At 46.3% G+C, this 14,268-nt stretch carries 14 protein-coding genes; all 14 read right to left on the bottom strand.

The window, feature by feature from the left end; all coding sequences use genetic code 11:
* Nucleotides 1-86: 86 nt before the first annotated feature.
* On the bottom strand, nt 87-881 hold the full coding sequence (locus MKX75_RS11225) for a TIGR00282 family metallophosphoesterase (RefSeq protein WP_339169624.1): 795 nt from the start codon (nt 879-881) through the stop codon (nt 87-89).
* Between the two features lie 164 nt (nt 882-1,045).
* On the bottom strand, nt 1,046-2,587 hold the full coding sequence (rny, locus tag MKX75_RS11220) for a ribonuclease Y (RefSeq protein ID WP_339169623.1): 1,542 nt from the start codon (nt 2,585-2,587) through the stop codon (nt 1,046-1,048).
* Between the two features lie 310 nt (nt 2,588-2,897).
* Entirely contained in the window at nt 2,898-3,635 is a 738-nt protein-coding gene (locus tag MKX75_RS11215) for a regulatory protein RecX (protein WP_145146944.1), read from the bottom strand.
* 297 nt (nt 3,636-3,932) lie between these two features.
* Complete coding sequence (recA, locus tag MKX75_RS11210; RefSeq protein ID WP_062833851.1) at nt 3,933-4,997, bottom strand: recombinase RecA; 1,065 nt, start codon at nt 4,995-4,997, stop codon at nt 3,933-3,935.
* 243 nt (nt 4,998-5,240) lie between these two features.
* Entirely contained in the window at nt 5,241-6,497 is a 1,257-nt protein-coding gene (locus MKX75_RS11205; protein WP_062833850.1) for a competence/damage-inducible protein A, read from the bottom strand.
* A 108-nt stretch (nt 6,498-6,605) separates the two neighbouring features.
* Complete coding sequence (pgsA, locus tag MKX75_RS11200) at nt 6,606-7,193, bottom strand: CDP-diacylglycerol--glycerol-3-phosphate 3-phosphatidyltransferase (protein ID WP_062833849.1); 588 nt, start codon at nt 7,191-7,193, stop codon at nt 6,606-6,608.
* 320 nt (nt 7,194-7,513) lie between these two features.
* Nucleotides 7,514-8,005 (bottom strand): YajQ family cyclic di-GMP-binding protein, encoded by a 492-nt coding sequence (locus tag MKX75_RS11195; protein WP_017689115.1) that lies wholly within the window; start codon nt 8,003-8,005, stop codon nt 7,514-7,516.
* A gap of 154 nt (nt 8,006-8,159) precedes the next feature.
* Nucleotides 8,160-8,324, bottom strand: coding sequence for a hypothetical protein (locus tag MKX75_RS11190; protein WP_167350848.1), 165 nt, complete (start codon nt 8,322-8,324; stop codon nt 8,160-8,162).
* A gap of 73 nt (nt 8,325-8,397) precedes the next feature.
* On the bottom strand, nt 8,398-9,450 hold the full coding sequence (locus tag MKX75_RS11185) for a RodZ family helix-turn-helix domain-containing protein (RefSeq protein WP_339169621.1): 1,053 nt from the start codon (nt 9,448-9,450) through the stop codon (nt 8,398-8,400).
* Between the two features lie 66 nt (nt 9,451-9,516).
* The gene (locus tag MKX75_RS11180; protein WP_062833847.1) at nt 9,517-10,284 is read right to left on the bottom strand and encodes a DUF3388 domain-containing protein; all 768 of its coding nucleotides are present in this window, start codon (nt 10,282-10,284) and stop codon (nt 9,517-9,519) included.
* Between the two features lie 197 nt (nt 10,285-10,481).
* A complete protein-coding gene (locus MKX75_RS11175) occupies nt 10,482-10,745 on the bottom strand; it encodes a DUF3243 domain-containing protein (RefSeq protein WP_062833846.1) in 264 nt (87 codons plus the stop codon).
* Nucleotides 10,746-10,906: 161 nt separating this feature from the next.
* Nucleotides 10,907-11,677 carry a 3-oxoacyl-ACP reductase FabG gene (fabG, locus tag MKX75_RS11170; RefSeq protein WP_076326809.1) on the bottom strand — a complete coding sequence of 257 codons (771 nt, stop codon included), beginning with the start codon at nt 11,675-11,677 and terminating at the stop codon, nt 10,907-10,909.
* Nucleotide 11,678: 1 nt separating this feature from the next.
* Entirely contained in the window at nt 11,679-12,959 is a 1,281-nt protein-coding gene (locus MKX75_RS11165; RefSeq protein ID WP_339169619.1) for a pitrilysin family protein, read from the bottom strand.
* A 3-nt stretch (nt 12,960-12,962) separates the two neighbouring features.
* A complete protein-coding gene (locus MKX75_RS11160; RefSeq protein ID WP_339169618.1) occupies nt 12,963-14,243 on the bottom strand; it encodes a pitrilysin family protein in 1,281 nt (426 codons plus the stop codon).
* Between the last annotated feature and the right edge of the window lie 25 nt (nt 14,244-14,268).

Raw genomic sequence — 14,268 nt, 5'->3', positions numbered from 1 at the left:
TGTTTCCACTTACTAGATGTTATTCGCGGGAGGCAAAAAAATTCCTTCTTTTTAGACGGGTTTCCCTGCAAAATGGGGCAATACCCCTATTCCATGCGCCACTCGTCCTCCATCAGACGAATTTTTTCGATGCGTGTTGCCGCCCCTGTAGCTTCATCAATTTCTACTAAGACACCATGGAAATGCCATTTGCCATCATCCACAACGAAACGTACGGGCAGCTGGGTGTAGAACTTGCGCAGCACGGCCTCACGCTCCATGCCCAATATGCCGTCACGCGGCCCTACCATGCCCGCATCCGTCAAGTAAGCCGTTCCTCCAGGCAAAATCCGATCATCGTTACTCTGTACATGCGTATGTGTCCCTACAACGAATGACGCACGTCCATCCAGATGCCATCCCATGGCAATCTTCTCTGACGTCGCTTCGGCATGCATATCCACCAGAATACATTTATAATCCTGGCGTAGCTCATCTACAATCTCATCAGCCACACGGAATGGACAATCCAGAGCAGGCAGGAACGTTCTTCCTTGCAGATTGACAATGGCTAGCTCTTTGCCCTCACCTTTGACTACTGTGTATCCTCGTCCTGGTGTTCCTGGTGGGAAGTTCGCTGGACGAATCATGCGCGGCTCATCATCTATAAAATCAAAAATATCCTTATTATCCCAGGTATGATTACCAAGTGTAATACCATGTACACCCCAGTTGAAAAACTCATTAGCGATCGCACCGGTAATTCCGCGACCTGCTGCCGCATTTTCACCATTTACAATGACCACATGCGGTTTATATTTCGATTTCAGGTACGGTAAATTTTCCTTTAATGCTTTACGTCCCACGTTGCCTACAATGTCACCAATAAACAAAACTTTCATTGATTACTGCCTCCTCAATTCCTGCAAAGTCCTTTTACTTCAAATGTTGAACCTTTGCAGGACTCTATCTCATGCTACATAATGTGTAGTTCGTACAAAAAGCCTTTTAACAGGCTATCAACAGGAAAAGTGGCCCACTACTGCGGCCACTTTTCCGTAATGCTCTATTTTGCGTATTCAACCGCACGTGTTTCCCGGATGACGGTGACTTTGATGTGACCCGGATAGTCGAGTTCATTCTCAATCATCTTCGTAATGTCACGGGCTAAGCGGAAGGCTTCAGCATCATCGATCTTCTCAGGCTGTACCATAACGCGAACTTCGCGTCCGGCCTGAATGGCATACGATTTCTCGACACCTTCGAAGGATTCCGAAATCTCTTCCAGCTTCTCCAGTCGTTTGATATACGTTTCCAGCGTTTCGCGGCGTGCGCCTGGTCTTGCTGCGGAGAGCGCATCTGCTGCGCCAACCAACATGGCAATGACCGAAGTCGCTTCACAATCTCCGTGATGGGACGCGATACTGTTGATTACAACCGGATGTTCTTTGTATTTCTTCGCCAGTTCCACGCCAATTTCGACGTGTGATCCTTCCACTTCGTGATCCAGCGCTTTACCGATGTCATGCAATAGACCTGCACGTCTTGCCAGAGTTACGTCTTCTCCGAGTTCGCCAGCCATCAGTCCAGCCAGATAAGCGACTTCCATGGAATGTTTCAAGACGTTCTGACCGTAACTTGTACGGAACTTCAACCGGCCCAAAATTTTGATCAGATCCGGATGCAGACCATGCACGCCCACTTCAAAGGTAGCTTGCTCACCGTATTCACGGATGCGCTCATCCACTTCTTTGCGGGATTTCTCAACCATCTCTTCAATCCGTGCCGGGTGAATACGTCCATCAGCCACCAGTTTCTCCAGGGCAGTACGGGCGATCTCACGGCGAATCGGGTCAAAGCCCGACAGAATAACAGCTTCTGGCGTATCATCGATAATGAGGTCAATCCCTGTAAGGGTTTCAAGCGCACGGATGTTACGTCCTTCACGACCGATAATCCGGCCTTTCATTTCTTCATTTGGCAGGGTAACAACAGATACCGTTGTTTCCGCTACGTGGTCAGCCGCACAACGTTGGATGGCGAGTGTAATAATCTCGCGGGACTTTTTGTCCGCTTCTTCCTTCGCTTGTTGTTCAATGTCCTTGATCATTTGAGCCGTCTCATGACGAACTTCCTGTTCTACGTTGGACAGTATGATACTGCGTGCGTCTTCCATAGTGAGGTTAGATATACGTTCCAGTTCCGTCACCTGGTTTTTGTAGATCATTTCGATCTGCTGCTGTGTCTCATCAATTCGTTTCTCTTTGTTAGCCACTTGCTCTTCTTTACGTTCGAGTGATTCCAATTTTTTATCCAGCGACTCTTCTTTTTGCAACAATCGTCTTTCTTGTCGTTGAATTTCGTTCCGACGTTCACGAGTGTCTTTTTCAGCTTCAGCACGAATGCGATGGATTTCATCCTTCGCTTCCAGCACCGTTTCTTTCTTCAGTGCTTCTGCCTCTTTCTTCGCGTTCTCCACGATTTGTACGGCAGCTTGTTCCGCACTAGAGATTTTAGCCTCTGCAAGAGATTTGCGAATAAAATATCCTACTCCGAACCCAATGATTAGCGCGGCCACAACGAGAGCGATCATGATTGCAGGTTCCATACTGTTCACCTCCTCGTTGGTTCCTCCAAGGCATTCCTTGGGTTAATTTGCAGTTTTCAAACCTTACATATTTTTGGGAATAACGAATACTCACGGCGATCCCCCGCCGATTTTCATTTCACATGTACATGTTTCCACGTACTATTCACTGTTTCCAGCGAACCCATAATTAAGAATGGTATAAATCTTAAGAAACCGAAACCGCTTTTTTGGAAGGAAAAAGGGTTGTCCATTTCTTACAGACTCATGTCCATTTTAGTATTTGACGAAAGAAATTGTCAAGAGAATGCAGTATAGAGACTCCAGTCTGCTAATCCCATAACAACGCTTCGTCATCTTCAGGGTCCACAGCCTCATCTTCTTCAATTAAACAATTCACGACCCGGCGCACCATATCCATTGAAAAACCACGTCTCATCAGGAAGGGAAGCGTTTTATGTTTCTTCTCTTTGACGTCCCCTTTGACCTGATTCCATTTTTTGCGTCCTGCGCTCAAAGCAGTCTCAAATTCCGCATCCGCACTTACACCTTCGAGTGCTTCAACAATGAGATCATTGGCAATGCCCTTTTGACGCAGCTCTTGCCTTATCCACAGTTTTCCCTTCCGCTTGCCCTCCATACGCTGTCTTGTCCATTCCTTCGCAAATAGATCGTCATCCACCAGGTTCTCTCGCTCAAGCCGATCCAGCGCCTCTTCAATCAAAGGCGCAGCAAACTCCTTCTGACGAAGTTTCTGACTTAATTCATGACGTGTACGCGGCTTATGCTCCAGAAAGCGCAGAGACTGTGCATACGTCCGCTGTCGCTCGTCCGCTACGATGATTTCCTCCAGATCCTTCTTCATAAACGTATTGCCTTGCGTCATCCTGTATTTAATCATCACATCTTCAAGAACCGTAATGGAGTGGATGCCAAAAGTAATTCGATAACGAGCTTGCCTGCTCTTCGTGCGTTCTACCCGTGTAATGGTAAGTTCTTCGTTGTCTGGAAATTGGGAGAGGCCATCCCGTTCTGCTTCTTCATATAAATCCTCGTCATGTTGATCCATTCAGGTCTCCCCTTTCATAACACATTTTCATGCTAACTATACTAAGCACATCTTAACAAGAAAACAGCGGACGCTAACACAAAAGGCCGGGAACTCAGCCCGGCCTTTATCTCCACAGTCACCTCTGACAGTCAGCGTGCCAACAGCCCCTGTCCACTAGGACAGGGGCTGTTGGACAGCGAGAGCACTCCCACCATAATTCCTTATCCAGATCGAGCCAAACTCAATCAGGCAAGTTTACGGAGTCCAGAGGGCAACTCCCTCCGGGCCCTCCCCACAAGGGAGGGTTTGGGAGGATTACTCGTTGATTTCAAACAGTTCTTGTTCTTCTTCTGCTTCTTTTTGTTGCTCTTCACTAGTTGGCGCAGGAACTGCAGTAGTCAAGTTACTAGCTACACGAATTTTTTGTTCAATGATTTCAGCAATGTCTTTATGCTCTTTCATGAACTGCTTCGCGTTCTCACGTCCTTGTCCTAAACGCTCGCCTTCGTATGAGTACCATGCACCACTTTTATTAACGATGTCCAGCTCTGTACCAATGTCAATGATACTGCCTTCTCTCGAGATACCCTCACCGTACATGATATCCACTTCCGCTTGTTTAAACGGAGGTGCTACTTTGTTTTTCACAACTTTAATACGAGTACGGTTACCAATCATGTCATTGCCTGATTTGATACTCTCAATACGACGTACATCCAGACGTACTGTGGAATAAAACTTCAGAGCACGACCACCAGGTGTTGTTTCCGGGTTACCAAACATAACGCCGACTTTCTCACGAAGCTGGTTGATGAAGATTGCAATTGTTTTGGATTTGCTGATTGCACCAGACAATTTACGTAGCGCCTGAGACATCAAACGCGCTTGCAAACCGACGTGTGAATCACCCATTTCGCCTTCAATCTCTGCTTTTGGAACCAATGCAGCTACGGAGTCAATAACCACGATATCTACTGCACCACTGCGTACAAGAGCTTCTGCAATTTCCAGCCCTTGCTCACCCGTATCTGGCTGAGATAGAAGCAATTCGTCAATGTTAACACCCAATTTGCTTGCATATTGAGGATCAAGAGCATGCTCGGCATCGATAAATGCTGCTTGTCCACCAACACGTTGTACTTCAGCAATCGCATGCAATGCAACAGTTGTTTTACCTGAAGATTCAGGTCCATATATTTCAACAATACGGCCTTTAGGCAAGCCGCCTGTTCCTAATGCAATATCCAAAGCCAAGGAACCACTGGGAATAATTTCCACGTTCATATGAGTGGACTCACCCAGTTTCATGATGGATCCTTTACCAAATTGCTTCTCTATTTGACGGAGCGCCATATCAAGCGCGGCACGACGGTCTGACAATAAGCTCACACCCTTTACTGTTTATAAGATAATGATACCTTGTTTTAACACGTTTGCCAAGCTTTTTTTCGAACATACATTCGTTTTTTTTGTAAAGGCCGAGGCGCCTCTTCCTCAAAGAAACTTTCCATTAAACAGAAAAAAGAACCGTAAACAAGGCTGTAAAGCCTAATTCTACGGTTCTTCCGTCTTCCTTAATTATACTTGCTTGGAACTGCAAATGCAATCCATGTGGTTAACTAATCAATCCATTGCCACAAGTTTTTGCCATAAGCGATAGAGAATCGCTTTAGCTGAACGAATGCGAACCGTCTCACGATTACCATTGATGCGCAGCTCATGAATTTCCGTCTCTTTTCCACGTTCAGCAAGAGCGATGAAGACAAGTCCAGGTGGCTTGCGTTCCGAATATCCCGGTCCAGCCACACCGGTAACGGCCAGGCCAAAATCAGCATCACCAATCATGCGGATCTGCTCAGCAAGCACTTTAGCAACCTCTGGACTTACCGCGCCAGGCGCATCTTCACCTTCCAGGTAATCATGAGGCACATTCAGCAGCTTTTCTTTAATTTCATTGGAGTAACACACAATTCCGCCTTTAAGCATCGAAGCACTTCCGGGTACAGAAGTCAGACTTTGCATGACAAGCCCTCCTGTACAGCTCTCCGCTGCGCTAAGCGTCAGACCCATGTCAGACATCATAGTTACAATGGTGTACTCTATAGGCACATCCTCGTTCGCGTAGAGATGTTCTGTCAAACGTTCCCGAATCTGGACTTCCATCGCATCCAGCTTCAGCTTCGCCTCTCCCTCACTCGCGGCCTTGGTGGAGACACGTACTGTAACTTCGCCTTCGCTCGCGTAAGGAGCAATCGTAGGGTCTGTCTGCGCGTCAATCAGGTCCAGAAGTCGATCCTCCAGAGCAGATTCACCAATACCTGCGAATTTGAGCATTCGGGAGTAGATCGGCATCTCTTCTGTAAGTACATGCTGGAACAGCCAAGGCTTGACTTCTTGTTCAAACATTGGAATCAGCTCTTTAGGTGGTCCAGGCATCACAACATAATATTTATCATTGTCAGAGATCGCATTTCCTGCCGCAAGGCCCGTTTCATTAGCCAGAGGTGTGCCACCATCAATAACGATCGCCTGACGTCGGTTATTCTCTGTCATATCCACATTACGATCTCTGAAAAAGCTCTCGATTTTGTCCATAGCCATTCGATCGATATGCAATTTCCGATTAAGAACAGCTGCAAGCGCATCCTTGGTCAGATCATCTTGGGTAGGCCCAATGCCGCCGGAAAATAAAATAACGTCTGCACGACCCTGCGCAATGCGAATGGCTTCACTGAGCCGATTCAGGTTGTCCCCAACCACCGTTTGGAAATATACATCGATCCCCATCGCAGCCAATTCACGGGATAGGTATCTGGCATTGGTATTGACGATTTGTCCAAGCAGTAGCTCTGTGCCAACTGCAATGATTTCTGCCTTCATTGAGCATCCTCCTGTACACGTGGTGAGTGATCAAAGGGCAATAGGATAAATTCCTATTGCCCTTGACCCAATGCTTCCTTCTTGATTACCCATTTTAACAGCAAACCATTATGCTTTTGTTAAATGAAGCAGGTTTTTGTTTTTGATAAAGTAATCGATACCCGACCAGATGGTAATAAGCGCTGCAGCCCATACCGCGATAATATCGACGTGAATACCCGTGTACGAAAACGGGAAATTGTTTAACAGCAACAGCACAATCGCCACAATCTGCACTACCGTTTTCAGCTTGCCCCATGCACTGGCGGCGACAACCGAACCATCCAGCAATGCAATTTGACGCAAGCCGGTAACTGCAAACTCACGACTAATAATAACAACTGCAATCCAGGAATCCAGCTTGCCCATCTCCACAAGCGAGATCAATACTGCAGTGACCAACAGCTTGTCTGCGAGTGGATCAAGCAATTTTCCCAGATTGGTAACCATGTTATTTTTCCGCGCAAGGTATCCGTCAATTCCATCTGTGCTTGCGGCGATGATAAAAATAACAGCAGCAATCAGTTGATTATACGGAAGCGAAAAACTTCCAAGCTGAAGCGGCTCTGGATAAAATGGAAAATCCACGAGCAGGAACACCATCAAAAAAGGGATTAAGCAAATTCGTGCAAGCGTAATCCGGTTGGGTAAATTCACAAGACGCCCTCCCTCATATCCTCCATTACTCCAAACATTCATCATAATCCCGTTATCATCATCCGGAACATGAAATGTACAGTTTCAATGTCAATCCAAATTAACATGATCCCACTATGTAGAAACGCAAAAAATAAAGTCAACCGCTCAAAAGCAAAACCGCTTTAAACGTTCCGGTGACTTCCAGAAGATGTACTGCTTTTCACAAAGTCAGCAAACGATGAGGACTGGACTTGATGCATGACTGCCAGCAATGCACACTTAGTATAATATACGCCCAATAGCGTGTCAAAAAACACTTTTGCTACAAAAAGGCCATATTACTTGAAATTTGTATATTGCAAATCCAGAGGCAGGTTAGCACCGTTTAACAGCTGCATTACTGCTTGCAAATCATTTTTACTCTTACCAGTTACCCGCAGCTGGTCTCCCTGAATCTGACTCTTCACTTTCATCTTGGAGTCCCGAATAAGAATATTGATTTTCTTGGCGATGTCCTGATCAATCCCCTGTTTGAAATTCAAACGCTGGCGGACTGTACCAGAAGACGCTGGCTCTACTTTGGCATAATCAATGTTTTTCAATGGTAGACCACGCTTTGCCATTTTGGATTGCAGCACATCAATGACAGCCTTGAGTTTGGTCTCATCATCAGATACGATCGTTAACGCATCCTTATCCAGTTTCAGACTGCTCTTGCTGCCCTTGAAGTCATAACGAGTGCCAATTTCCTTCTCGGTTTGTGTAACGGCATTTGTCAGTTCTTGCAAGTCCATTTTGGACACGATATCAAATGAATTTTCTGAACTCAAACCAGTCACCCTTTCAGTTAATCGTATGTTCTGTAACATTATAGAGGATACCTTAAGCAAAAGTCTAATTTCAAGGCATTTTGTACAAAGAAAAAAGCATTTTTGGCTTCCACTTGAGGTGGTTGCCAAAAATGCTTGCTGGTCCAGCTTCCAACTAATAGCGGCTGCGGTTGGGCTGTCTGAACATATCGAGCACACCCAAAAGCACATGTGCAAGTCCAAAACCCAATATTCCGTAACCCCAAGCACTTGGAGTCAGGTAATAACCCAGGAGGCTGACAATGATGCCTAAACCCGTTACGATCCAGCTGACTGTCATAGCCACCCACCTCACTTCACCAAAAGTTAACTGCAAGTTAAGACAACGTTATTGTCTCCTGCAGTTGACTCGGTTATTCGCTGTCAGTGGTACCCTCTGTACCGTCCGTAGATCCATTTTCAACACCTGTAGAAGAAGCAGTACTGCCACTGTCTTCACCAAGCTGCAGACGGATCCGATTGGTCGCCTTGCCATCCGTTACAACTTGCCCACCAACCTCAATCGTGGTCGCTGCAGCGTAACCGGACTTAATATACATACCTGCACTATCCAGCTCAAAGGTAAAGCTGTCGCCTTCGGCTGTATTACCATATTCCAACTTCTCTCCGCTGGAGTTCTCGCCCTTGTACACTTCCAGCCAGCTATGACCTGTTGCTTTGATCGTAACCGTAACAGGCTTACCTGCACTTCCGTTGACTTTGAAGTTCGTAATATTCCCGGATTTCCCATCTTCTGCAACCGTTACAGTAGAAGGTGAATTGTCTGTCGGTTCTTCCTGATCTTCACCCGTCTGTCCGTCTGTTTGGCCATCAGTTTGACCATCCGTCTGTCCTTCAGTGTCCGCACCACCACCGTTACCACCAGTGTCACCTTCACCAGTACCCTCATCAGTGCCTGAATCCGTCGCAGGAGGGTTAGACGCCTGTCCGTTGTCTGCAGGTTGATCCGGTTTATCCTCAGGCTGCTGCTGACTGTCTGTAATTTTGACCGAGTCCAGCCCTTGGTTATCCTCAGGATCATCCTTATTCAACACAACGTAAGCATACAATAAAACAACAATCAGAATCGGGAATGTCCACATCAGTGCAACTGACATCCATCGATTACTACGCTCAACCGGACGGCTGGAACGCTTCTGAATAACCGGTTCCATCGTTGCTTCCGCCTCTTCTGCCGGTACGTCTTTTTTGTGTCCCTCCAGCAGCTCATCAGGGTTCAGTCCCACGGTCTCCGCATAGGTTTTAATGAAAGCACGCACATAGAAGCTGCCCGGCAGCACTTTGTAGTCTCCTGCTTCTATGGCCTCCAGATACCTCTTGCGAATTTTTGTCATTTCCTGTACATCGTCAAGACTCATCCCTTTTTGCAGCCGGGCCTCTCTTAACTGCTGACCCAGTTCAGACATGCCATCTCCTCCTTATGTTTATCTCATGAGTTGTTGCTAATCTATTCCATGATTCCGTACGGTTCCTTACAATTCATCGGTGTAGCTAGCCGTAAACGTATCATAAATAATTTCTTCATTCGGATTGTTGCGAAGTTCAATAATAATATCAAAATCATTAAAATCATATTCAGATTCCTGTACAAAAATATCCGGATGTTCAATAACTTTGGTGCTAGGCATGGTCATAATATCCTGCAACAGGTTGTAATGCCGCTCACTGGAGCGGATGGTGCTAACAATACCGTCGATAATGAACACATTGTTTGGGTTCAATTCGTCCTCGGAGAGCTGGCTCCTTATGGTCTGACGAAGAAGTGTGGAGGAAACAAACGTCCAACGCTTCATTGCACATACGCTACCCGCAATAATGGACTCCGTCTTGCCAACACGAGGCATTCCGCGCAAGCCGATGACCTGATTACCTTCCCTCTTAAATACTTCACCCAAAAAGTCCACAAGTAACCCAAGTTCATCTCGTGTAAAACGAAATGTCTTGCGATCATCCGAGTCACGGTCAATGTATCTGCCATGACGTACGGCCAGAATATCCACCAATTTAGGTTGACGCAAAGCCGATACGGTGATGCTGTTTACTTTGGCAAGCATTTCACCAAGCAAACGAATCTTCTCATCATCATCCGATTCAAGTAGCATACCTCGGGTTTTGCCTTCTACACCGTTAATGGTCAATATATTTACTTCAAGCATCCCCAGCATAGAGGCAATATCGCCTAACAAACCAGGTCTGTTCTTATGTATTTTATATTCCATGTACCATTGTTTAGATTCCATTTCAACACCCCGTAATGCATTATTCCACATTATTCGACAGCAACAGAACGTGTCCACTGGACAACAATCTGAGACATCTTCTAAAAATGGGTCACGTTAATGATATATAAAATGAAAATGAATTACAAGAACAGCTCTGTAATCCGTTTGTAATCATTAGAGAAAAGCCCCCTTGCGGGAGCTCTTCATCTGAAATCTTATGCGTTTTGTTTGGCCAATTTGACCATCAGGCACGCAATCGTACGACGCTCATCTGCATCGCCGACATCCCATAGTTCTTTCAATGCCCGGTTGGAATGATTCGCCGGATCGACTTTCTCATCGAGGAAGTCACCGATTTCATACGCAAGTTTGTTGATGGTATCTTCACTCATCCCCATCTTCTCTGCTTGCAGTACGCGGTCACCCAGGAACTTCTTCCATGTGTCAAAACTGGAGAGCACTGTTTTTTCTGTTGACATGATAAATCCTCCTTAGCTGTCGCATGAGATTTAAAATCAACAGTTGTAATATGTGCTTTCGAGACATTTTATATACGAGCATTTTGAAAATAATCCGAATACGGTTGCTTCTCGGCAATCTTCACCTGTTCCGTCACAGCCAGACAAGTTCTCTTGCTGGTTTACGTTAGCCATCCGCCATTTGGACTGATGATCTGCCCATTGATATAACCTGACTCAGGGAGGGCCAGAAAATAAACCAGTGATGAGATTTCATCAGGTTGAGCAAGTCTTCCTGCCGGAATTTCCTCTTCCAGCATCTTCAGTTCACTCTGATCCAGATGGTTCAGCATGGATGTCTGAACGGCGCCAGGAGCAACGGCATTTACGGTTACTCCGGAAGGTGCGAGTTCTTTCGCAAGCGCTTTGGTGAATGCATTCACCCCACCCTTGGTTGTGGAATACAGCACCTCACAAGAAGCACCAGACAGTCCCCAGATTGACGATACATTAATGATTCGGCCATACCTTTGGGAGATCATGTGCGGCATCATTTCCTGTGTACACATAAACGTGCCTTTCAGGTTAATCGCCATCACTTCATCCCAGATCTCCTCTGTAACATCAGCCAACATCCCATAGTGCGAGATTCCTGCGTTGTTCACAAGGATATCTGGCATGAGATTGTGCGACTCCAGCTTCTCACGCATGCGCTCAATCTGTTCCCGGCTGCGAAGATCCGCAGACACGGTCATGATTTTTCCACTGCCTTGTTCCATGCACCGCCTGGCGGCTTCATTCGCTGCTTCATGCGATTTCATATAGTGTATAACAACATTCATTCCGACTCTGGCGAAACGTTCTGCGATAGCCGCTCCGATGCCACCGCTTGCTCCAGTAACCAATACAGTCATTTCCCCAATTGCCTTCAATTGTCCTGTTCCCCTCTCCATATCAAGGACTCACGACTAGCGATACGGCCAGTTGATCCCAACGAATATGCTCTCTCAGTCTGCGATTTACATCTTCCAGTGTAATCGATTCATAGAGCGGGAGCATATTGAAGAAATCACCCCCACGGAATTGCTGACGTGTAAATTCATGTGCAATGTTCTCCGGAGAATTGAGCATACGCAAATATCCGCCTATTTTCTTTTTGCGTGAACGTTCAAAATCCGTAGAATCAAACCCTTTTTGCACAATAGCATTCACTTCTTCACGTATACGCGCCAGCAGTTGGTCCGGGTCTTTCGTATCCCCACCAATGGCTGAAAACGCGTATTGCGGCGAACTGTTATACTCATGTCCAAAGCTGTCCGATATCAGGTCTTCATCGTAGAGCTTCTGAAATAACCTCGTGCTTGAGCCGAACAGAAGATCCATCATCAACTGCGTTGTCGTATCTCGCCGTAACAGTTCTTCTCCAGTGAGTCCAACGTCTGTCTCCTTGAATCCAAATAAACATTTGGGCAAGGAAACCGCCAGTTTCGCTTCCCGTCTGGCTTCTCCTACCTGCTCAGGTTCCTGTTCGAAGAAGCGTTGGATACTGCCCTGTGGCTTATAGTCCTTCTGTTCCTGGTTCGAACGAACCATATCAATGACTTCCTGGGGATCGACACCTCCCACGACAAACAAGAGCATATTGCTCGGGTGATAGAAGGAGTTATAGCAGGAATACAGCGTTTCCTTCGTGATCGTACTGATGGATTCCACCGTTCCTGCGATATCGATATGCACCGGATGTTTCTGATACATGGCTTCGATCAGTCCAAAATAAACACGCCAATCCGGATTATCAGCATACATGTTAATTTCCTGTCCAATAATGCCTTTTTCCTTTTCCACATTTTGATCCGTGAAGTAAGGATTTTGCACAAAGTCGACTAATGTTTGTATATTTTCATTCACATATTCGGTCGCTGAAAACAAATAAACCGTCTGATCAAAGCTCGTAAACGCGTTAGCTGAGGCACCGTGAGACGCAAACGTCGCAAAAATATCGCCCGTTGGTTCTTCGAACATTTTATGCTCCAGAAAATGCGCAATCCCATCCGGAACCTTCACTTCTTCCTGTCCTTCAACCTGAAAATGATTATCCACCGATCCATACTTGGTTGCAAACGTCGCATACGTTTTCTGGAATCCCGGTTTAGGCAAAATATAGACATGCAGTCCGTTATCCATCACTTCGTAATATAGTGTCTCCTGCAAATGCTCATACCGAATGCTCTCCACCGATTATTCCTCCTTCTCGTCCCGCAAGAAATAAATCGTATCCAGACGGAATTGTTCTGCCGCCTCACGAACATCTTCCTTGCTAATGTGTTCTACCTGAGTCAACAGTTCTTCAGCCGTTCTCTCTTTGCCAGACAACTGCCGATTGAAGTCATACGCTATCATTTCAAAGGCAGAATCCTGCATTTCCTTAAGCAGATTACGGATCATCGCTTTGGTCTGGGACATTTCCAGATCACTGATTGTACCGCTTTTCATTTCTTCCAGCTGCTGCTTGATGATCGTGACAGCCTTCTCATAGTTGGGGATTTCAATCCCGGATTGAATCGTTGCAATACCTTTGTGTCCGTCATATCGGGAAGACGCGTAATACGCCAGGCTTTCTTTTTCACGAACATTCACAAACAGCTTGGAATGAGGATATCCGCCGAGAATCCCGTTGTACATTAGCGCTGCTGCATACTGAGGATCTCCATAAGTAATCGATGTGCGTAGTCCCATATTAAGTTTTCCCTGACCCACCTTCAGTCTCTCAACTACAGTCTCTACTTCCTTATCCCCTCGAACCGCTGCCTGTGTCTGATAATCGGAGGAGGACGTTCGATCCACATTGAAATGACGCTGAACGAGGTTCTCAACCTCCTCCAGTGTCGTATCCCCCACCACATACAGATCCATGCTCGCCTGCTGTAGCCACTCTTGATAAGAGGCAGTCAGTGTGTCAGGCTCAATCCCGGGAAGATCCTTGCGCTCACCCAGTGGGTGAAGACGGTACGGCTCGTTCTTGCACATTTCCTCAATACTGCGTTCAGCAGCATAGCGCATTTTATCATTCACGATGGACTCCAGCTTTTTACGTACAGTCTCTCGCTCTGCTTGTACATAAGACGTTCTGAAATGTCCATTCTCCTGTGCAGGTCGGGTAAGAACCTCTCCAAGGAAGGCAAATGAACGATTCAGTAACTGCTCATCCCCTCCAACGAAGGAATCATTAATGGTATCCATCCGGAACTGTACGATCTGGTAATCCCCACGTTTATACACGTCAAAACCAAAACCCGCTCCATACAGATGTTCCAGTTGTTCACGGAATTGCGTTGTTTCCGGATAAGACTCGGTGCCGCGCCCTAGAACAAAAGGTGTCAGGGCTACTTTGGTTACCGTATCTTCCCGCAAAGGAACTCCTGCATATAGCGATATCGCGAACGTTTTGAAACGTTTGGTCGGAAGCACATGTATACGAAACTCTCTCTTGCTACCTCGTTCGAATCCTGATGTATTCAAATGTCAAAACCCCTTTACGGCGTCA

Source organism: Paenibacillus sp. FSL R5-0341 (assembly GCF_037975235.1).
Taxonomy (GTDB): Bacteria; Bacillota; Bacilli; order Paenibacillales; family Paenibacillaceae; genus Paenibacillus; species Paenibacillus amylolyticus_A.
The sequence above is the reverse complement of the archived record's forward strand: the minus strand, read 5'-3'. Positions and strand labels throughout refer to the sequence as shown.